This is a genomic window from Bacillus sp. FSL K6-3431 (assembly GCF_038002605.1).
In the GTDB taxonomy this organism is placed as follows: Bacteria; Bacillota; Bacilli; order Bacillales; family Bacillaceae_C; genus Lederbergia.
Genome location: NZ_JBBOCT010000001.1, coordinates 3,385,260 through 3,405,411, shown reverse-complemented (window position 1 = coordinate 3,405,411; position 20,152 = coordinate 3,385,260). Strand labels below are relative to the sequence as shown.

The following is a 20,152-nucleotide window of genomic DNA, read 5'->3' as shown; positions in this document are numbered from 1 at the left end:
GTCACCTCCTTGTAGTAATTATTAACAATAAACCCAATTAAAAAACATAGTATTAACAAACCTTTTTTATTTAAGCATTTATAAAAATTATTTCTTCACAAAAAGGTAGCAGTATTATTTGCCATTGTCAATTTTACACAAGGAAAAGCAATTTCTCCCCTGTGATAATTATGTTGTAAATGCTTGTTTAAGCGCTTCTCCAACTGTCCCGACCCCTATTACTTGAATGCCCGCTGGAATTTTCCAACCACCTATATTATTGGCTGGAATTAAAACTCTTTCAAATCCAAGCTTTGCCGCTTCCTGCACACGTTGTTCAATTCTTGAGACACGCCTTACCTCACCCGTCAAACCAACTTCTCCTATGATACAATCTGTAGCCCTTGTCTGTTGATCACGAAAGCTAGATGCAATACTAATGGACACCGCTAAATCAATTGCCGGCTCATCTAGTTTGACACCTCCTGCAACTTTTAAGTATGCATCTTGGTTTTGCAATAATAGTCCCACGCGTTTTTCTAAAACAGCCATCAATAAAGACACTCGATTATGGTCGATTCCTGTCGCCATTCTTCGAGGGTTTCCGTAACTTGTAGGTGAAATCAGCGCTTGAATTTCAACAAGGACTGGTCTTGTTCCCTCCATAGAGGCAACAACTGTAGAACCAGAAGCACCTTTAGACCTCTCCTCTAGGAAAATTTCTGAGGGGTTAGCTACCTCTTCAAGTCCCGCCTCTTTCATTTCAAAGATGCCCATTTCATTTGTCGAACCAAATCGATTTTTGACAGCCCTTAAAATCCGATATGTATGATGGCGCTCACCTTCGAAATACAGTACAGTATCAACCATATGTTCCAGAAGTCGCGGTCCCGCAATTGCACCTTCTTTCGTCACATGTCCGACTATAAATATAGCGATACCTTTTGTTTTTGCAATCCGCATTAGCTCTGCCGTACATTCACGCACTTGCGAAACGCTACCTGGAGCAGATGTAACTTCTGGATGATATACCGTTTGAATCGAGTCTACAACAACAAAATCTGGCGATATATCTTCAATTGTTTGGTGAATAGATTCCAAGTTTGTTTCCGCATAAATATATAACTCTGGGGAGGATACATGAAGACGATCTGCCCTTAATTTCGTTTGTTTAATCGATTCTTCACCTGATATGTATAAAACTTTTTGACTCGAAACCGCTAATTGAGCGGATACTTGTAAAAGCAATGTTGACTTTCCAATCCCTGGGTCGCCACCAATTAAAATTAATGACCCCGGTACTACACCACCACCAAGTACTCGATTTAACTCTTGCATTTTTGTCGTAACACGTGGTTCTTGATCTGTTTCAATCGTTGTAATAGCGGCTGCTTTTGAAGGTGTACCCGGTGCTGAATGCTGAAAAGAACGCTTCGGCTGTTTGCCTACAATCGCAGTTTCCTCCACCATTTTATTCCATTCTCCACACCCTGGACAACGTCCCATCCATTTGGGGGATTCATAACCGCAATCTTGACACATGAATTTTGTTTTTTTCTTTGACAATCCCCAACAACCTTTCCATCTATTTTAATTCAAATTTCTCAACTCTCTACTTATATTGAACTATTTGAAGTAGTTTACCTCGACATTGCCACAAAGTGTGAAAATGTCGAAGTAGCTACCTATCTTCATTTTAGCCAATATAATTTACTCTTATTATCAAGAAACCGATGTTTCAGTCGTCTTTACTGTAAATTCCCCATTCTCCACATCAATCACAATTTTGTGCCCTGCAGCGATATTTCCTTTAAGTAATTCCTCGGATAGGCGATCTTCAACAAATTTTTGAAGTGATCTTCTCAAAGGCCTTGCTCCATATTCCGGATCATATCCCTCTTCTGTAATTTTCTCTTTCGCTGCCTCTGTCAGTTCAAGATCCATTTCTTGTTCTTTCAGTCGTTTTATTAATTGATCTGCCATTAGAGTCACAATTTCTTTTAAATGAAGTTTTTCAAGTGCATGGAAAACAATAATTTCGTCAATCCGGTTCAAGAACTCCGGACGAAATGCTTTTTTCAGTTCTTCCATTACTTTACTTTTCATATCTTTATAATCTTGTGCACCGTCTTGGATACTAAAACCAACATACTTATTACGTTGCAATGCTTGCGCACCAACGTTTGATGTCAATATCAGTACAGTATTACGAAAATCAACTGTTCTTCCTTTTGAATCCGTCAAACGACCATCTTCTAAAACTTGTAATAGGATGTTAAAAACATCCGGATGTGCTTTCTCAATTTCATCGAGCAAGATAACGGAATAAGGTTTACGTCTAACCTTTTCAGTTAACTGCCCACCTTCTTCGAAACCAACATATCCAGGAGGTGATCCGACAAGTCTTGAAGTTGAGTGCTTCTCCATATACTCTGACATGTCAATTCGAATCATCGCATCCTCATCACCAAACATAGATTCAGCAAGCGCTCTTCCTAATTCTGTTTTACCGACACCAGTTGGCCCAAGGAATATGAATGAGCCAATCGGACGCTTCGGATCCTTCAACCCAGCGCGAGCACGTCTCACTGCTTTCGCAATGGATTTCACGGCTTCTTCTTGACCAATCACTCTCGAATGTAAAATTTCTTCTAATTTCAGCAGCCTTTCTGTTTCAGTAGATGCAAGTTTGGAAACTGGGATTCCAGTCCAACTAGACACAACTGATGCAATATCCTCTACAGTGACTTCTGTGTTTTCTTGTCCTTGCTTTTCTTTCCATGTTTTCTTCGTTTCTTCTAATTCTTCACGAAGACGTTGTTCTGAGTCGCGTAAGGACGCTGCTTTTTCAAACTCTTGACTTTGTACTGCAGCATCCTTTTCTTTACGAATAGAATCTAGTTTCAATTCAAGCTCTTTTAAATTTGGAGGTGTCGTATAAGATCGCAATCTCACTTTGGAACCAGCTTCATCAATTAAATCAATCGCTTTATCTGGCAAAAACCGATCAGAAATATAACGATCAGATAATTTTACGGCTGCATCGATCGCATCGTCTGTAATCGATACACGGTGATGAGCTTCATAGCGATCACGAAGTCCTTGTAAAATTTGAACTGATTCTTCTGCTGTCGGTTCATCCACTTGAATCGGCTGGAACCTGCGTTCAAGTGCTGCATCTTTTTCGATATATTTTCGGTACTCGTCAAGTGTTGTCGCACCAATACATTGCAGTTCTCCCCGAGCTAGCGATGGCTTTAATATATTAGAAGCATCAATGGCTCCTTCTGCTCCACCTGCACCTATTAAGGTATGAAGTTCATCTATAAACAGGATAATATTACCCGCCTGTCTGATTTCATCCATCACTTTCTTTAAGCGATCTTCGAATTCACCACGATATTTTGTTCCCGCCACAACAGTCCCCATATCAAGTGTCATTACTCGCTTACCACGCAATGTCTCAGGAACTTCATTGTTTATCACTTGCTGTGCTAACCCTTCGGCAATAGCAGTTTTCCCTACACCTGGCTCTCCAATGAGCACTGGATTGTTTTTAGTACGTCTGCTCAGCACTTCAATCACTCTTTGGATTTCTTTATTCCGGCCAATTACCGGATCTAAGGTTCCTTCTTTTGCGACCGCAGTTAAGTCCCTGGCAAGACTATCTAATGTAGGTGTGCTTGCACCTTGTGAACCACCACTACCTGAATGATTATTTACTTCGTTACTTCCAAGCAGTTGAAGTACCTGCTGACGTGCTTTATTTAAATTAACTCCAAGATTATTTAATACACGAGCGGCGACTCCTTCTCCTTCACGAATCAATCCTAAAAGAATATGCTCCGTACCGACATAGGAATGACCTAGTTTACGAGCCTCATCCATGGATAACTCAATCACTTTTTTTGCACGCGGGGTATAGTTAATAGACTCTGCTTTATCCTGCCCACGTCCAATTAATGTTTCTACTTCTTTTTGGATCATTTCTGGACTAAGTGCAAGAGCATACAAAGCTTTCGCCGCAATTCCATCGCCTTCACTGACAAGCCCTAACAATATATGTTCAGTACCAATATTATTATGTCCTAATCGAATCGCTTCCTCCTGCGATAATGCCAATACTTTCTGTGCTCTCTCTGTAAAACGACCAAACATCATATAATCTCCTCCTAACAGTCTCTTTCATCTAGTTTTAAACGTTCTCGAATAAACGCTGCTCTCTTTATGTCGCGCTCAGTAGGACGGAGAGGTCCTCCTGCATATTGCTGTAGAAATCCCGGCTGCATTAAAATCATTAGTTCATTTAAAATATTTTTCGACAGATGCTTAATATATCCTGTATCTATGCCTAACCGTACATCTGACAAACATTCTGCCGCTTCTTTAGTCTCAATTATTCTGCTATTAGCAAGTATACCCAATGATCGGAAAACCCTATCCTCTAATTGTATGTTCGATGTTTTTACTAATGCTTCCCGTGCAGATCTTTCCTGTCCAATAATTTGCTGCACCACACTTGTTAAATCACCAACAATATCCTCTTCCGACTTTCCTAATGTAATTTGATTAGAAATTTGGAAAATATTTCCCAAAGCCTCGCTACCTTCGCCGTACATGCCTCTCACTACAAGACCTAACTGATTAATGGCTGGAATAATCCGATTCATTTGGCTAGTTAAAATTAGGGCTGGTAAGTGGACCATTACAGAAGCTCTTAGACCCGTTCCTACGTTAGTCGGACAACTTGTTAAATACCCAAGATCCTCATCAAAGGCAAAATCTACCTTAGCTTCTAAAACGTCATCAATCGCATTCGCTCTGTCCAACGCCTCTTTTATTTGTAATCCAGGATAAAGGCATTGTATTCTAATATGGTCTTCTTCATTAATCATAATACTTATGTCCTCATTGTCGGATAAGAGCACCGCTCCATGAGAAGCATGCTCTGCAAGACGAGGACTAATTAAGTGCTTTTCAACAAGCACTCTTTTTTGCAATGATTTTAACTCATCCACTACTAATAATTCCATCGAACCATATTGCTGAAAATCGCCATGGTGTAAAATCTCCTGTATATCGTTGATTACTTTTTTAGCATCTTCATTTGTAAACAATGTAGGAAATTTATAATTACGGAGATTTCTTGCTAGCCTAATGCGTGAACTAAGGATCACATCAGAATCTGGACCTTCTGCACACATCCAAGAGCTTACAGCCTTATTAAGGAACTTTTCGAGACTCATGAGCTTTTTCCCTCCTCATTTGTTAAATTATTTTCGAGGGAGCGAATTTGATCACGTACATTAGCGGCTTTTTCGAACTCTTCTTGTTCTATAAGCATGTTTAATTCAGCACGCAATTGTTGTACTTTCTTTTTTATATGAATAGAACCGCCAATTCTTTCAGGCACTTTTCCACCATGAATGATATTTCCACTATGAAGTCTTTTTAAAATAGGAGTTAACCGTCCCTTGAAGGCATAGTAACAATTTGCACAGCCGAATCTACCTGTCTTGATAAATTGTTGAAACGTCATTTTGCATTCACCACATTGGATAACATGTGCTGCGGTTGGAGGGTGTGCATGTTGCTGTTGCATAACATTATCTAAATTCAGAATGCCTGCAAGCAAATCATTAATCGAGAAACCTGCAGATCCATCCATCATAAAAAATTCACTTTTTTCATGTGCACACTTTTCGCAAAGTTGTATAACCATTTTCTCGCCATTCACAACTTTTGTAAAATGTAAGGTTGCCGGCCTTTCATTACATTCCTGGCATATCATCTTGTTCACCCTTTCGCTTCATTCATATTTTATTGCTTGAAGTAATGCTTTCAGCAACCTTGCTCGTAAGTGATCCCGATCAGGCAAATCAATATATATAACCGACCTATCCATTACACTTAACATTAATTTTGCTTCTTTCTCAGATACCAATCCTTCTTCAAGCAACCGGATAATAACATCTTGGGCACTTGCCTGACTAATTTTGCTACCTATTATTACTTTAAGTTGGTCAATTAAGTGCGCCTTATCATGAATTCTTACCCTTGTTATTCTTATATACCCTCCTCCGCCTCGCTTACTCTCTACCAAATAGCCTCTTTCCATCGTAAATCTTGTATTTATCACGTAATTAATTTGCGAGGGTACACACTGAAACTTATCTGCCACCTCACTTCTTTTAATCTCAACAATTTCTGTTTCGCTCATTTCGAGCACCTTTTTCAAATAACTTTCAATAATATCGGAAATATTCCGCATCATCAAGGCGCCTCCCTAACCAATGCTTGACTTTGACTATATTTGACTTAATTATACAAGAGAATATGTTATGTATGCAATTAGATAGGTTTAACATTATTATTCTATCCATACTTTGGAAACATGAAACCAAAATGAAGGACCATTTTTTGCAAAATCAATTAATTAATTTCGCAATGTTCGACAAGATTACAATCTTTGTAAAAAACACGCGTAAAAGCACTTAAAGTCTTACTAATTAATGTTAATATCATAAATTTAAAAATTACACTAGTTTAATCGAGAAATACACCGTTTCTATTACTAGCTGATAAAAGACAAAAAAGGCACGACACATATAAAATGTGTCGTGCCTTGATGCCTGGCAACGTCCTGCTCTTGCAGGGGGAAACCCCCAACTACCATCGGCGCTGAAGAGCTTAACTACCGTGTTCGAGATGGGAACGGGTGTGACCTCTTCGCTATCGCCACCAGACTTGCACACGGATGTGCTGACTTCTGTGTTGCCACATGACGTGACGATCTTAACAGAAGATCATTGAAAAGAACTTTTCATTCTTTCAAAACCAGATAAATGAGAAGGTAAACGTGTGAAACATCGATTTGATTCATATTAGATTAAGTCCTCGATCGATTAGTATCCGTCAGCTCCATGTGTCGCCACACTTCCACGCCGGACCTATCAACCTGATCATCTTTCAGGGATCTTACTAGCTTGCGCTATGGGAAATCTCATCTTGAGGGGGGCTTCATGCTTAGATGCTTTCAGCACTTATCCCTGCCGCACATAGCTACCCAGCGATGCTCCTGGCGGAACAACTGGTACACCAGCGGTGCGTCCATCCCGGTCCTCTCGTACTAAGGACAGCTCCTCTCAAATTTCCTGCGCCCACGACGGATAGGGACCGAACTGTCTCACGACGTTCTGAACCCAGCTCGCGTACCGCTTTAATGGGCGAACAGCCCAACCCTTGGGACCGACTACAGCCCCAGGATGCGATGAGCCGACATCGAGGTGCCAAACCTCCCCGTCGATGTGAACTCTTGGGGGAGATAAGCCTGTTATCCCCGGGGTAGCTTTTATCCGTTGAGCGATGGCCCTTCCATGCGGAACCACCGGATCACTAAGCCCGACTTTCGTCCCTGCTCGACTTGTAGGTCTCGCAGTCAAGCTCCCTTGTGCCTTTACACTCTGCGAATGATTTCCAACCATTCTGAGGGAACCTTTGGGCGCCTCCGTTACTCTTTAGGAGGCGACCGCCCCAGTCAAACTGCCTGCCAGACACTGTCTCCCAGCCGGATCACGGCTGCGGGTTAGAATGTCAGTACAGCAAGGGTAGTATCCCACCAGTGCCTCCACCGAAGCTAGCGCTCCGGTTTCTACGGCTCCTACCTATCCTGTACAAGCTGCACCAACATTCAATATCAGGCTGCAGTAAAGCTCCACGGGGTCTTTCCGTCCTGTCGCGGGTAACCTGCATCTTCACAGGTACTATAATTTCACCGAGTCTCTCGTTGAGACAGTGCCCAGATCGTTGCGCCTTTCGTGCGGGTCGGAACTTACCCGACAAGGAATTTCGCTACCTTAGGACCGTTATAGTTACGGCCGCCGTTTACTGGGGCTTCAATTCGCACCTTCGACCGAAGTCTAAGCGCTCCTCTTAACCTTCCAGCACCGGGCAGGCGTCAGCCCCTATACTTCGCCTTGCGGCTTCGCAGAGACCTGTGTTTTTGCTAAACAGTCGCCTGGGCCTATTCACTGCGGCTCATCTGGGCTATTCACCCAAATGAGCACCCCTTCTCCCGAAGTTACGGGGTGATTTTGCCGAGTTCCTTAACGAGAGTTCTCTCGATCACCTTAGGATTCTCTCCTCGCCTACCTGTGTCGGTTTGCGGTACGGGCACCTATTTCCTCGCTAGAGGCTTTTCTTGGCAGTGTGGAATCAGGAACTTCGGTACTAAATTTCCCTCGCCATCACAGCTCAGCCTTAGAGTGAAGGATTTACCTCCACTCCAGCCTACCTGCTTGGACGCGCATATCCAGCAGCGCGCTTACCTTATCCTCCTGCGTCCCCCCATTACTCAAACGGAAATAAGGTGGTACAGGAATATCAACCTGTTATCCATCGCCTACGCCTTTCGGCCTCGGCTTAGGCCCCGACTAACCCTGAGCGGACGAGCCTTCCTCAGGAAACCTTGGGCATTCGGTGGAAGGGATTCTCACCCTTCTTTCGCTACTCATACCGGCATTCTCACTTCTAAGCGCTCCACTAGTCCTTCCGGTCTAGCTTCACAGCCCTTAGAACGCTCTCCTACCATTGACACCAGAGGTGTCAATCCGCAGCTTCGGTGATACGTTTAGCCCCGGTACATTTTCGGCGCAGAGTCACTCGACCAGTGAGCTATTACGCACTCTTTAAATGATGGCTGCTTCTGAGCCAACATCCTGGTTGTCTAAGCAACTCCACATCCTTTTCCACTTAACGTATACTTTGGGACCTTAGCTGGCGGTCTGGGTTGTTTCCCTCTCGACTACGGATCTTATCACTCGCAGTCTGACTCCCATGGATAAGTCTTTGGCATTCGGAGTTTGTCTGAATTCGGTAACCCGTTGAGGGCCCCTAGTCCAAACAGTGCTCTACCTCCAAGACTCTAACCATGAGGCTAGCCCTAAAGCTATTTCGGAGAGAACCAGCTATCTCCAGGTTCGATTGGAATTTCACCGCTACCCACACCTCATCCCCGCACTTTTCAACGTACGTGGGTTCGGGCCTCCAGTAAGTGTTACCTTACCTTCACCCTGGACATGGGTAGATCACCTGGTTTCGGGTCTACGACCTCATACTTATTCGCCCTATTCAGACTCGCTTTCGCTGCGGCTCCGTCTCTTCAACTTAACCTTGCATGAAATCGTAACTCGCCGGTTCATTCTACAAAAGGCACGCCATCACGCATTAACGCGCTCTGACTACTTGTAGGCACATGGTTTCAGGATCTATTTCACTCCCCTTCCGGGGTGCTTTTCACCTTTCCCTCACGGTACTGGTTCACTATCGGTCACTAGGGAGTATTTAGCCTTGGGAGATGGTCCTCCCAGATTCCGACGGGATTTCTCGTGTCCCGCCGTACTCAGGATCCACTCTGGAGGGAACGAAGTTTCGATTACAGGGCTGTTACCTTCTCTGGCGGGCCTTTCCAGGCCTCTTCGTCTACCCCGTTCCTTTGTAACTCCGTATAGAGTGTCCTACAACCCCAAGAGGCAAGCCTCTTGGTTTGGGCTTTTCCCGTTTCGCTCGCCGCTACTCAGGGAATCGATGTTTCTTTCTCTTCCTCCGGGTACTTAGATGTTTCAGTTCCCCGGGTCTGCCTTCTATTTCCTATGTATTCAGAAATAGATACTACTCCATTACGAGCAGTGGGTTTCCCCATTCGGAAATCTTCGGATATAACGCTTGCTTACAGCTCCCCGAAGCATATCGGTGTTAGTCCCGTCCTTCATCGGCTCCTAGTGCCAAGGCATCCACCATGCGCCCTTTCTAACTTAATCATTTGGTCCATGATAAGCGATGCATTGCTGCGTCAGCTTCTCATTGCCTGATCATAAAAAAAGGTCATACATACTTACGGATAAATCCATAAGGTGATGTTTCTCGGTTTATTGCTTCTCATTTTATCTGGTTTTCAAAGAACGAAAGTATTTGGTGGAGCCTAGCGGGATCGAACCGCTGACCTCCTGCGTGCAAGGCAGGCGCTCTCCCAGCTGAGCTAAGGCCCCATTAAATTAGAAATATCCCCATTTCAAATAAACAAATGTGGGATGGTGGGCCTGAGTGGACTCGAACCACCGACCTCACGCTTATCAGGCGTGTGCTCTAACCAGCTGAGCTACAGGCCCACATTGTGTGAATGGTAAGAGAGTTCGACCTCTCAAAACTGAACGAAACAAAAACGTCTGTTTATGTTGGCACCGCGGCCAACAGTTTCCTTAGAAAGGAGGTGATCCAGCCGCACCTTCCGATACGGCTACCTTGTTACGACTTCACCCCAATCATCTGTCCCACCTTCGGCGGCTGGCTCCCGTAAGGGTTACCCCACCGACTTCGGGTGTTACAAACTCTCGTGGTGTGACGGGCGGTGTGTACAAGGCCCGGGAACGTATTCACCGTGGCATGCTGATCCACGATTACTAGCGATTCCGGCTTCATGCAGGCGAGTTGCAGCCTGCAATCCGAACTGAGAATGGTTTTATGGGATTAGCTAAACCTCGCGGTCTTGCAACCCTTTGTACCATCCATTGTAGCACGTGTGTAGCCCAGGTCATAAGGGGCATGATGATTTGACGTCATCCCCACCTTCCTCCGGTTTGTCACCGGCAGTCACCTTAGAGTGCCCAACTGAATGCTGGCAACTAAGATTAAGGGTTGCGCTCGTTGCGGGACTTAACCCAACATCTCACGACACGAGCTGACGACAACCATGCACCACCTGTCACTCTGTCCCCCGAAGGGGAAATCCCTATCTCTAGGGTGGTCAGAGGATGTCAAGACCTGGTAAGGTTCTTCGCGTTGCTTCGAATTAAACCACATGCTCCACCGCTTGTGCGGGCCCCCGTCAATTCCTTTGAGTTTCAGCCTTGCGGCCGTACTCCCCAGGCGGAGTGCTTAATGCGTTAACTGCAGCACTAAAGGGCGGAAACCCTCTAACACTTAGCACTCATCGTTTACGGCGTGGACTACCAGGGTATCTAATCCTGTTTGCTCCCCACGCTTTCGCGCCTCAGCGTCAGTTACAGACCAAAGAGCCGCCTTCGCCACTGGTGTTCCTCCACATCTCTACGCATTTCACCGCTACACGTGGAATTCCGCTCTTCTCTTCTGCACTCAAGTCCCCCAGTTTCCAATGACCTTCCACGGTTGAGCCGTGGGCTTTCACATCAGACTTAAAGGACCGCCTGCGCGCGCTTTACGCCCAATAATTCCGGACAACGCTTGCCACCTACGTATTACCGCGGCTGCTGGCACGTAGTTAGCCGTGGCTTTCTGGTCAGGTACCGTCAAGGTACCGGCAGTTACTCCGATACTTGTTCTTCCCTGACAACAGAGTTTTACGATCCGAAAACCTTCATCACTCACGCGGCGTTGCTCCGTCAGACTTTCGTCCATTGCGGAAGATTCCCTACTGCTGCCTCCCGTAGGAGTCTGGGCCGTGTCTCAGTCCCAGTGTGGCCGATCACCCTCTCAGGTCGGCTACGCATCGTTGCCTTGGTGAGCCGTTATCTCACCAACTAGCTAATGCGCCGCGGGCCCATCTGTAAGTGATAGCCGAAGCCATCTTTCAACCTTCCTCCATGAGAAGAAAGAAATTATCCGGTATTAGCTCCGGTTTCCCGAAGTTATCCCAGTCTTACAGGCAGGTTGCCCACGTGTTACTCACCCGTCCGCCGCTAACTTCCGGGAGCAAGCTCCCTTCCATTCGCTCGACTTGCATGTATTAGGCACGCCGCCAGCGTTCGTCCTGAGCCAGGATCAAACTCTCGTTAAAGTGTTTGTAGCTCATTTGCTGGTCTTACATGTATTACTTTTTGACGTTTTGTTTCGTTCAGTTTTCAAAGATCAAACTTATTTTCTGCCTTCTGATTGCGACTTATCTATAATATCACTATTAAAAGCATTTGTCAACACATTCTTTTGGTGGAGCCTAACGGGATCGAACCGTTGACCTCCTGCGTGCAAGGCAGGCGCTCTCCCAGCTGAGCTAAGGCCCCATTAAAATCTATTGAAAGTGGTCGGGAAGACAGGATTCGAACCTGCGACCCCTTGGTCCCAAACCAAGTGCTCTACCAAGCTGAGCTACTTCCCGTTTTAAATGGCGCGCCCGGCAGAAGTCGAATCCACAACCTTCTGATCCGTAGTCAGACGCTCTATCCAATTGAGCTACGGGCGCATATAAATGGTGCCGAGAACCGGAATCGAACCGGTACGGTAGTCACCTACCGCAGGATTTTAAGTCCTGTGCGTCTGCCAGTTCCGCCACCCCGGCACTACTTTGGAGCGGAAGACGGGATTCGAACCCGCGACCCCCACCTTGGCAAGGTGATGTTCTACCACTGAACTACTTCCGCGTTTGAAATTGGCATTTTAGAACCTGCATAGTTTATAGGACATAATTGCCCTTAGCAGATATTAATTAAGTGCGGGTGAAGGGAGTCGAACCCCCACGCCTTGCGGCACTAGATCCTAAGTCTAGCGTGTCTGCCAGTTCCACCACACCCGCATAAAATGGTGAGCCATGCAGGATTCGAACCTGCGACCCTCTGATTAAAAGTCAGATGCTCTACCAACTGAGCTAATGGCTCGTACATAACATATATCCTTTTATAATTTAACATTAAAAAACTGGTGCCGGCCAGAGGACTTGAACCCCCAACCTACTGATTACAAGTCAGTTGCTCTACCAATTGAGCTAGGCCGGCAATGAAAATGGTGGAGGATGACGGGTTCGAACCGCCGACCCTCTGCTTGTAAGGCAGATGCTCTCCCAGCTGAGCTAATCCTCCATTTTAAAAATAATCATAAGGTACATAAACTTCATTTTTTTCAATTACACACTTGTTGACTCCCTTAATTTCTCGGTCGTTTCCTTATAAGTGTTTATTTCTTCTAAAACAACATTTCAAAAAATATCATTTCGCCTGGCAACGTCCTGCTCTTGCAGGGGGAAACCCCCAACTACCATCGGCGCTGAAGAGCTTAACTACCGTGTTCGAGATGGGAACGGGTGTGACCTCTTCGCTATCGCCACCAGACTTGCACACGGATGTGCTGACTTCTGTGTTGCCACATGACGTGACGATCTTAACAGAAGATCATTGAAAAGAACTTTTCATTCTTTCAAAACCAGATAAATGAGAAGGTAAACGTGTGAAACATCGATTTGATTCATATTAGATTAAGTCCTCGATCGATTAGTATCCGTCAGCTCCATGTGTCGCCACACTTCCACGCCGGACCTATCAACCTGATCATCTTTCAGGGATCTTACTAGCTTGCGCTATGGGAAATCTCATCTTGAGGGGGGCTTCATGCTTAGATGCTTTCAGCACTTATCCCTGCCGCACATAGCTACCCAGCGATGCTCCTGGCGGAACAACTGGTACACCAGCGGTGCGTCCATCCCGGTCCTCTCGTACTAAGGACAGCTCCTCTCAAATTTCCTGCGCCCACGACGGATAGGGACCGAACTGTCTCACGACGTTCTGAACCCAGCTCGCGTACCGCTTTAATGGGCGAACAGCCCAACCCTTGGGACCGACTACAGCCCCAGGATGCGATGAGCCGACATCGAGGTGCCAAACCTCCCCGTCGATGTGAACTCTTGGGGGAGATAAGCCTGTTATCCCCGGGGTAGCTTTTATCCGTTGAGCGATGGCCCTTCCATGCGGAACCACCGGATCACTAAGCCCGACTTTCGTCCCTGCTCGACTTGTAGGTCTCGCAGTCAAGCTCCCTTGTGCCTTTACACTCTGCGAATGATTTCCAACCATTCTGAGGGAACCTTTGGGCGCCTCCGTTACTCTTTAGGAGGCGACCGCCCCAGTCAAACTGCCTGCCAGACACTGTCTCCCAGCCGGATCACGGCTGCGGGTTAGAATGTCAGTACAGCAAGGGTAGTATCCCACCAGTGCCTCCACCGAAGCTAGCGCTCCGGTTTCTACGGCTCCTACCTATCCTGTACAAGCTGCACCAACATTCAATATCAGGCTGCAGTAAAGCTCCACGGGGTCTTTCCGTCCTGTCGCGGGTAACCTGCATCTTCACAGGTACTATAATTTCACCGAGTCTCTCGTTGAGACAGTGCCCAGATCGTTGCGCCTTTCGTGCGGGTCGGAACTTACCCGACAAGGAATTTCGCTACCTTAGGACCGTTATAGTTACGGCCGCCGTTTACTGGGGCTTCAATTCGCACCTTCGACCGAAGTCTAAGCGCTCCTCTTAACCTTCCAGCACCGGGCAGGCGTCAGCCCCTATACTTCGCCTTGCGGCTTCGCAGAGACCTGTGTTTTTGCTAAACAGTCGCCTGGGCCTATTCACTGCGGCTCATCTGGGCTATTCACCCAAATGAGCACCCCTTCTCCCGAAGTTACGGGGTGATTTTGCCGAGTTCCTTAACGAGAGTTCTCTCGATCACCTTAGGATTCTCTCCTCGCCTACCTGTGTCGGTTTGCGGTACGGGCACCTATTTCCTCGCTAGAGGCTTTTCTTGGCAGTGTGGAATCAGGAACTTCGGTACTAAATTTCCCTCGCCATCACAGCTCAGCCTTAGAGTGAAGGATTTACCTCCACTCCAGCCTACCTGCTTGGACGCGCATATCCAGCAGCGCGCTTACCTTATCCTCCTGCGTCCCCCCATTACTCAAACGGAAATAAGGTGGTACAGGAATATCAACCTGTTATCCATCGCCTACGCCTTTCGGCCTCGGCTTAGGCCCCGACTAACCCTGAGCGGACGAGCCTTCCTCAGGAAACCTTGGGCATTCGGTGGAAGGGATTCTCACCCTTCTTTCGCTACTCATACCGGCATTCTCACTTCTAAGCGCTCCACTAGTCCTTCCGGTCTAGCTTCACAGCCCTTAGAACGCTCTCCTACCATTGACACCAGAGGTGTCAATCCGCAGCTTCGGTGATACGTTTAGCCCCGGTACATTTTCGGCGCAGAGTCACTCGACCAGTGAGCTATTACGCACTCTTTAAATGATGGCTGCTTCTGAGCCAACATCCTGGTTGTCTAAGCAACTCCACATCCTTTTCCACTTAACGTATACTTTGGGACCTTAGCTGGCGGTCTGGGTTGTTTCCCTCTCGACTACGGATCTTATCACTCGCAGTCTGACTCCCATGGATAAGTCTTTGGCATTCGGAGTTTGTCTGAATTCGGTAACCCGTTGAGGGCCCCTAGTCCAAACAGTGCTCTACCTCCAAGACTCTAACCATGAGGCTAGCCCTAAAGCTATTTCGGAGAGAACCAGCTATCTCCAGGTTCGATTGGAATTTCACCGCTACCCACACCTCATCCCCGCACTTTTCAACGTACGTGGGTTCGGGCCTCCAGTAAGTGTTACCTTACCTTCACCCTGGACATGGGTAGATCACCTGGTTTCGGGTCTACGACCTCATACTTATTCGCCCTATTCAGACTCGCTTTCGCTGCGGCTCCGTCTCTTCAACTTAACCTTGCATGAAATCGTAACTCGCCGGTTCATTCTACAAAAGGCACGCCATCACGCATTAACGCGCTCTGACTACTTGTAGGCACATGGTTTCAGGATCTATTTCACTCCCCTTCCGGGGTGCTTTTCACCTTTCCCTCACGGTACTGGTTCACTATCGGTCACTAGGGAGTATTTAGCCTTGGGAGATGGTCCTCCCAGATTCCGACGGGATTTCTCGTGTCCCGCCGTACTCAGGATCCACTCTGGAGGGAACGAAGTTTCGATTACAGGGCTGTTACCTTCTCTGGCGGGCCTTTCCAGGCCTCTTCGTCTACCCCGTTCCTTTGTAACTCCGTATAGAGTGTCCTACAACCCCAAGAGGCAAGCCTCTTGGTTTGGGCTTTTCCCGTTTCGCTCGCCGCTACTCAGGGAATCGATGTTTCTTTCTCTTCCTCCGGGTACTTAGATGTTTCAGTTCCCCGGGTCTGCCTTCTATTTCCTATGTATTCAGAAATAGATACTACTCCATTACGAGCAGTGGGTTTCCCCATTCGGAAATCTTCGGATATAACGCTTGCTTACAGCTCCCCGAAGCATATCGGTGTTAGTCCCGTCCTTCATCGGCTCCTAGTGCCAAGGCATCCACCATGCGCCCTTTCTAACTTAATCATTTGGTCCATGATAAGCGATGCATTGCTGCGTCAGCTTCTCATTGCCTGATCATAAAAAAGGTCATACATACTTACGGATACAATCCATAAGGTGATGTTTCTCGGTTTATTGCTTCTCATTTTATCTGGTTTTCAAAGAACGAATAATAAGAGAGTTTAACCTCTCAAAACTGAACGAAACAAAAACGTCTGTTTATGTTGGCACCGCGGCCAACAGTTTCCTTAGAAAGGAGGTGATCCAGCCGCACCTTCCGATACGGCTACCTTGTTACGACTTCACCCCAATCATCTGTCCCACCTTCGGCGGCTGGCTCCCGTAAGGGTTACCCCACCGACTTCGGGTGTTACAAACTCTCGTGGTGTGACGGGCGGTGTGTACAAGGCCCGGGAACGTATTCACCGTGGCATGCTGATCCACGATTACTAGCGATTCCGGCTTCATGCAGGCGAGTTGCAGCCTGCAATCCGAACTGAGAATGGTTTTATGGGATTAGCTAAACCTCGCGGTCTTGCAACCCTTTGTACCATCCATTGTAGCACGTGTGTAGCCCAGGTCATAAGGGGCATGATGATTTGACGTCATCCCCACCTTCCTCCGGTTTGTCACCGGCAGTCACCTTAGAGTGCCCAACTGAATGCTGGCAACTAAGATTAAGGGTTGCGCTCGTTGCGGGACTTAACCCAACATCTCACGACACGAGCTGACGACAACCATGCACCACCTGTCACTCTGTCCCCCGAAGGGGAAATCCCTATCTCTAGGGTGGTCAGAGGATGTCAAGACCTGGTAAGGTTCTTCGCGTTGCTTCGAATTAAACCACATGCTCCACCGCTTGTGCGGGCCCCCGTCAATTCCTTTGAGTTTCAGCCTTGCGGCCGTACTCCCCAGGCGGAGTGCTTAATGCGTTAACTGCAGCACTAAAGGGCGGAAACCCTCTAACACTTAGCACTCATCGTTTACGGCGTGGACTACCAGGGTATCTAATCCTGTTTGCTCCCCACGCTTTCGCGCCTCAGCGTCAGTTACAGACCAAAGAGCCGCCTTCGCCACTGGTGTTCCTCCACATCTCTACGCATTTCACCGCTACACGTGGAATTCCGCTCTTCTCTTCTGCACTCAAGTCCCCCAGTTTCCAATGACCTTCCACGGTTGAGCCGTGGGCTTTCACATCAGACTTAAAGGACCGCCTGCGCGCGCTTTACGCCCAATAATTCCGGACAACGCTTGCCACCTACGTATTACCGCGGCTGCTGGCACGTAGTTAGCCGTGGCTTTCTGGTCAGGTACCGTCAAGGTACCGGCAGTTACTCCGATACTTGTTCTTCCCTGACAACAGAGTTTTACGATCCGAAAACCTTCATCACTCACGCGGCGTTGCTCCGTCAGACTTTCGTCCATTGCGGAAGATTCCCTACTGCTGCCTCCCGTAGGAGTCTGGGCCGTGTCTCAGTCCCAGTGTGGCCGATCACCCTCTCAGGTCGGCTACGCATCGTTGCCTTGGTGAGCCGTTATCTCACCAACTAGCTAATGCGCCGCGGGCCCATCTGTAAGTGATAGCCGGAGCCATCTTTCAACCTTCCTCCATGAGAAGAAAGAAATTATCCGGTATTAGCTCCGGTTTCCCGAAGTTATCCCAGTCTTACAGGCAGGTTGCCCACGTGTTACTCACCCGTCCGCCGCTAACTTCCGGGAGCAAGCTCCCTTCCATTCGCTCGACTTGCATGTATTAGGCACGCCGCCAGCGTTCGTCCTGAGCCAGGATCAAACTCTCGTTAAAGTGTTTGTAGCTCATTTGCTGGTCTTACATGTATTACTTTTTGACGTTTTGTTTCGTTCAGTTTTCAAAGATCAAACTTTTTTGTCTGCTTCTGACAGCGACTTTACTATCTTACCAAAACTAAATTAGTAAGTCAACAACTTTTTTATTTTATTTTTTCTTTCAGTTGGTTGTCTCGAACAGGCACGAGTAATAATATACCACCTTTTCTTTGTTGTGGCAATAGCTTTTTAGAATAAGTTTAAATTTATTTTATTTTCACATGAAAAGTAGTAACTCCCCTGCCGTAGCAAGGGAGTATTATTATATTAATCTCGATTTCTCATTAACGGGAATAATAGTACATCTCTTATTGATGGAGAATTAGTCAACAGCATGACTAAGCGATCAATCCCTATACCTAGACCCCCTGTTGGCGGCATTCCATATTCCAGCGCTTCAATAAAGTCTTCGTCCATTCCATGGGCTTCATCATTACCTTGTTCACGCTCAAGCAACTGACTTTCGAAACGTTGCCTTTGATCAATCGGGTCATTCAACTCTGTAAACGCATTTGCGTGTTCACGGCCAACAATAAAGAGTTCAAAGCGATCCGTAAATCTTGGATCTTCCTCATTTTTTTTCGCAAGTGGCGAAATTTCTACCGGATGACCATAAATAAACGTTGGCTGTATTAACTTTTCTTCCACATGCTGCTCAAAAAATTCGTTAAGAATATGACCATAAGTCATATGCTCAGTTATAGCAACATTATGTTCTTTAGCTAACTGCCGCGCTTCCTTATCCGTCATGTCTTTCCAGAAATCTACTCCACTGTATTCTTTTACTGCATCAACCATATGAAGTCGACGCCATTTCGGTTCAAGATTAATTTCTTGTTCTCCATATTTTATAGATGTAGAACCGAGTACTTCTTTAGCTATATGTGCAACCATATTTTCTGTTAGTTCCATGATATCATTATAATCTGCATATGCTTCATATAACTCAATCATTGTAAATTCAGGGTTATGTCTAGTTGAAACCCCTTCGTTACGGAAAACCCGGCCAATCTCATATACCTTTTCTAGTCCGCCAACGATTAGCCTCTTCAAGTGTAATTCAATTGCTATTCTCATGAAAAACGGCATGTCCAATGCATTATGATGGGTTTCAAATGGGCGAGCAGCCGCTCCACCTGCTATTGAATGCAGCATTGGCGTTTCTACTTCAAGGAAGCCTTGTTGATCAAGATAACGCCTCATTGATTGGATTATCAAACTACGCGCAATAAAAGTTTCCTTACTATCTTGATTTGTAATTAAATCTAAATAACGTTGGCGATATCTTTGTTCCACATCCTTTAAACCATGAAACTTCTCTGGCAACGGACGCAGCGCTTTAGTCAAATGCGTAAATTCCTTCGCTTTAATAGAGAGTTCACCAACTTTTGTTTTAAATACAGTTCCAGTAACTCCAACAAGATCACCAAGATCCGAAGTAGTAAACAGATTGTATTGTTTTTCACCAACTACATCTTGTCTAACATAGATTTGTATTTGACCAGGTAAATCCTGAATATGTGCAAAGCCAGCTTTTCCTTTGCCACGTTTTGTCATAAGTCGACCAGCTAACGTCACAACGATTGCCATTTCTTCTAACTCTTCTTTTGATAAAACATCAAACTGTTCCTTGATTTCTTTCGTATTATGCGTTCTTTCATATCTCTTTCCGAAAGGATCAAGACCCCCTTCACGCATTGAATCCATTTTATTACGTCTAACCTGCAGTTGATCGTTTAACTCTTCATGACTCATTCTTTACACTCCAATCTATTTATATAGCCAATGAAAAAAATTAGATATCCTTTTATTATTGTACACAATTATACTTAGTCAAACACCCTTGAACTTTCAGCTTCTAAAAAAACAACTGCCAGCATCGACTGGCAGTGTATGAAATATGGTTATCCCGCTTGCATTTCCTTTATTGACGCAATTTCTACAATCTCATCTAACAAGCAAATCAGATCTTCCCTTGTATGCATTCATTAATCGCGTTTCTTATTTTTCCATTTCTACGAATTCCTTTTAAATACCATGTAGCATGCTTTCGCATTTCCCGAACTGCTAATTTTCTCCCTTTAGCCCGATCAGGCGATCAAGATGAAGCTTACAAACATCCATCTTTTCCTGTACAGTAGGTTCACCTATCAAAATACCCGTTTCTAGGTATTTGACTGTTTGGTAAATCATCCATCTCTACT

The 20,152-nt window shown here is 46.0% G+C and carries 6 protein-coding genes, 11 tRNA genes, 6 rRNA genes and 1 pseudogene; all 24 read right to left on the bottom strand.

Annotated elements, in window-relative coordinates; all coding sequences use genetic code 11:
- Nucleotides 1-168: 168 nt before the first annotated feature.
- Nucleotides 169-1,545, bottom strand: a complete 1,377-nt coding sequence (radA, locus tag MHB53_RS16480) for a DNA repair protein RadA (protein WP_340920316.1) — start codon at nucleotides 1,543-1,545, stop codon at nucleotides 169-171.
- Between the two features lie 156 nt (nucleotides 1,546-1,701).
- A complete protein-coding gene (gene clpC, locus MHB53_RS16475; RefSeq protein ID WP_340920314.1) occupies nucleotides 1,702-4,140 on the bottom strand; it encodes an ATP-dependent protease ATP-binding subunit ClpC in 2,439 nt (812 codons plus the stop codon).
- Nucleotides 4,141-4,151: 11 nt separating this feature from the next.
- Nucleotides 4,152-5,225: a protein arginine kinase gene (locus MHB53_RS16470; RefSeq protein ID WP_340920312.1), complete on the bottom strand. Its 1,074-nt coding sequence runs from the start codon at nucleotides 5,223-5,225 to the stop codon at nucleotides 4,152-4,154.
- Nucleotides 5,222-5,770, bottom strand: coding sequence for a UvrB/UvrC motif-containing protein (locus tag MHB53_RS16465; protein ID WP_340924783.1), 549 nt, complete (start codon nucleotides 5,768-5,770; stop codon nucleotides 5,222-5,224). The genes MHB53_RS16470 and MHB53_RS16465 overlap by 4 nt, the downstream gene beginning before the upstream one ends.
- Before the next feature lie 18 nt (nucleotides 5,771-5,788).
- A complete protein-coding gene (locus tag MHB53_RS16460) occupies nucleotides 5,789-6,250 on the bottom strand; it encodes a CtsR family transcriptional regulator (protein ID WP_340924780.1) in 462 nt (153 codons plus the stop codon).
- Nucleotides 6,251-6,609: 359 nt separating this feature from the next.
- Nucleotides 6,610-6,725: ribosomal RNA gene (gene rrf / locus MHB53_RS16455) — 5S ribosomal RNA — on the bottom strand.
- 139 nt (nucleotides 6,726-6,864) lie between these two features.
- A 23S ribosomal RNA gene (locus tag MHB53_RS16450) occupies nucleotides 6,865-9,797 on the bottom strand.
- Between the two features lie 152 nt (nucleotides 9,798-9,949).
- Nucleotides 9,950-10,025 (bottom strand) — tRNA-Ala (locus tag MHB53_RS16445).
- 43 nt (nucleotides 10,026-10,068) lie between these two features.
- A tRNA-Ile gene (locus MHB53_RS16440) sits at nucleotides 10,069-10,145 on the bottom strand.
- 94 nt (nucleotides 10,146-10,239) lie between these two features.
- A 16S ribosomal RNA gene (locus MHB53_RS16435) occupies nucleotides 10,240-11,791 on the bottom strand.
- A gap of 147 nt (nucleotides 11,792-11,938) precedes the next feature.
- A tRNA-Ala gene (locus tag MHB53_RS16430) sits at nucleotides 11,939-12,014 on the bottom strand.
- Nucleotides 12,015-12,032: 18 nt separating this feature from the next.
- Nucleotides 12,033-12,109: transfer RNA gene (locus MHB53_RS16425), tRNA-Pro, on the bottom strand.
- A gap of 7 nt (nucleotides 12,110-12,116) precedes the next feature.
- A tRNA-Arg gene (locus MHB53_RS16420) sits at nucleotides 12,117-12,193 on the bottom strand.
- A 7-nt stretch (nucleotides 12,194-12,200) separates the two neighbouring features.
- Nucleotides 12,201-12,289 (bottom strand) — tRNA-Leu (locus MHB53_RS16415).
- A 7-nt stretch (nucleotides 12,290-12,296) separates the two neighbouring features.
- Nucleotides 12,297-12,371: transfer RNA gene (locus MHB53_RS16410), tRNA-Gly, on the bottom strand.
- Between the two features lie 70 nt (nucleotides 12,372-12,441).
- A tRNA-Leu gene (locus tag MHB53_RS16405) sits at nucleotides 12,442-12,523 on the bottom strand.
- A 6-nt stretch (nucleotides 12,524-12,529) separates the two neighbouring features.
- Nucleotides 12,530-12,605: transfer RNA gene (locus MHB53_RS16400), tRNA-Lys, on the bottom strand.
- A gap of 41 nt (nucleotides 12,606-12,646) precedes the next feature.
- Nucleotides 12,647-12,722: transfer RNA gene (locus tag MHB53_RS16395), tRNA-Thr, on the bottom strand.
- Between the two features lie 8 nt (nucleotides 12,723-12,730).
- Nucleotides 12,731-12,806, bottom strand: a tRNA-Val gene (locus tag MHB53_RS16390).
- Between the two features lie 133 nt (nucleotides 12,807-12,939).
- Nucleotides 12,940-13,055 (bottom strand): 5S ribosomal RNA (rrf, locus tag MHB53_RS16385).
- A 139-nt stretch (nucleotides 13,056-13,194) separates the two neighbouring features.
- Nucleotides 13,195-16,127, bottom strand: a 23S ribosomal RNA gene (locus tag MHB53_RS16380).
- A gap of 228 nt (nucleotides 16,128-16,355) precedes the next feature.
- Nucleotides 16,356-17,907 (bottom strand): 16S ribosomal RNA (locus MHB53_RS16375).
- The 16S, 23S and 5S rRNA genes sit together here with 11 tRNA genes alongside, the layout of an rRNA operon.
- Before the next feature lie 308 nt (nucleotides 17,908-18,215).
- Nucleotides 18,216-19,703 carry a lysine--tRNA ligase gene (gene lysS / locus MHB53_RS16370; RefSeq protein ID WP_340920309.1) on the bottom strand — a complete coding sequence of 496 codons (1,488 nt, stop codon included), beginning with the start codon at nucleotides 19,701-19,703 and terminating at the stop codon, nucleotides 18,216-18,218.
- Between the two features lie 149 nt (nucleotides 19,704-19,852).
- Nucleotides 19,853-20,144, bottom strand: a pseudogene (locus tag MHB53_RS16365) (tRNA-dihydrouridine synthase); the annotation flags it as partial.
- Nucleotides 20,145-20,152 lie beyond the last annotated feature (8 nt).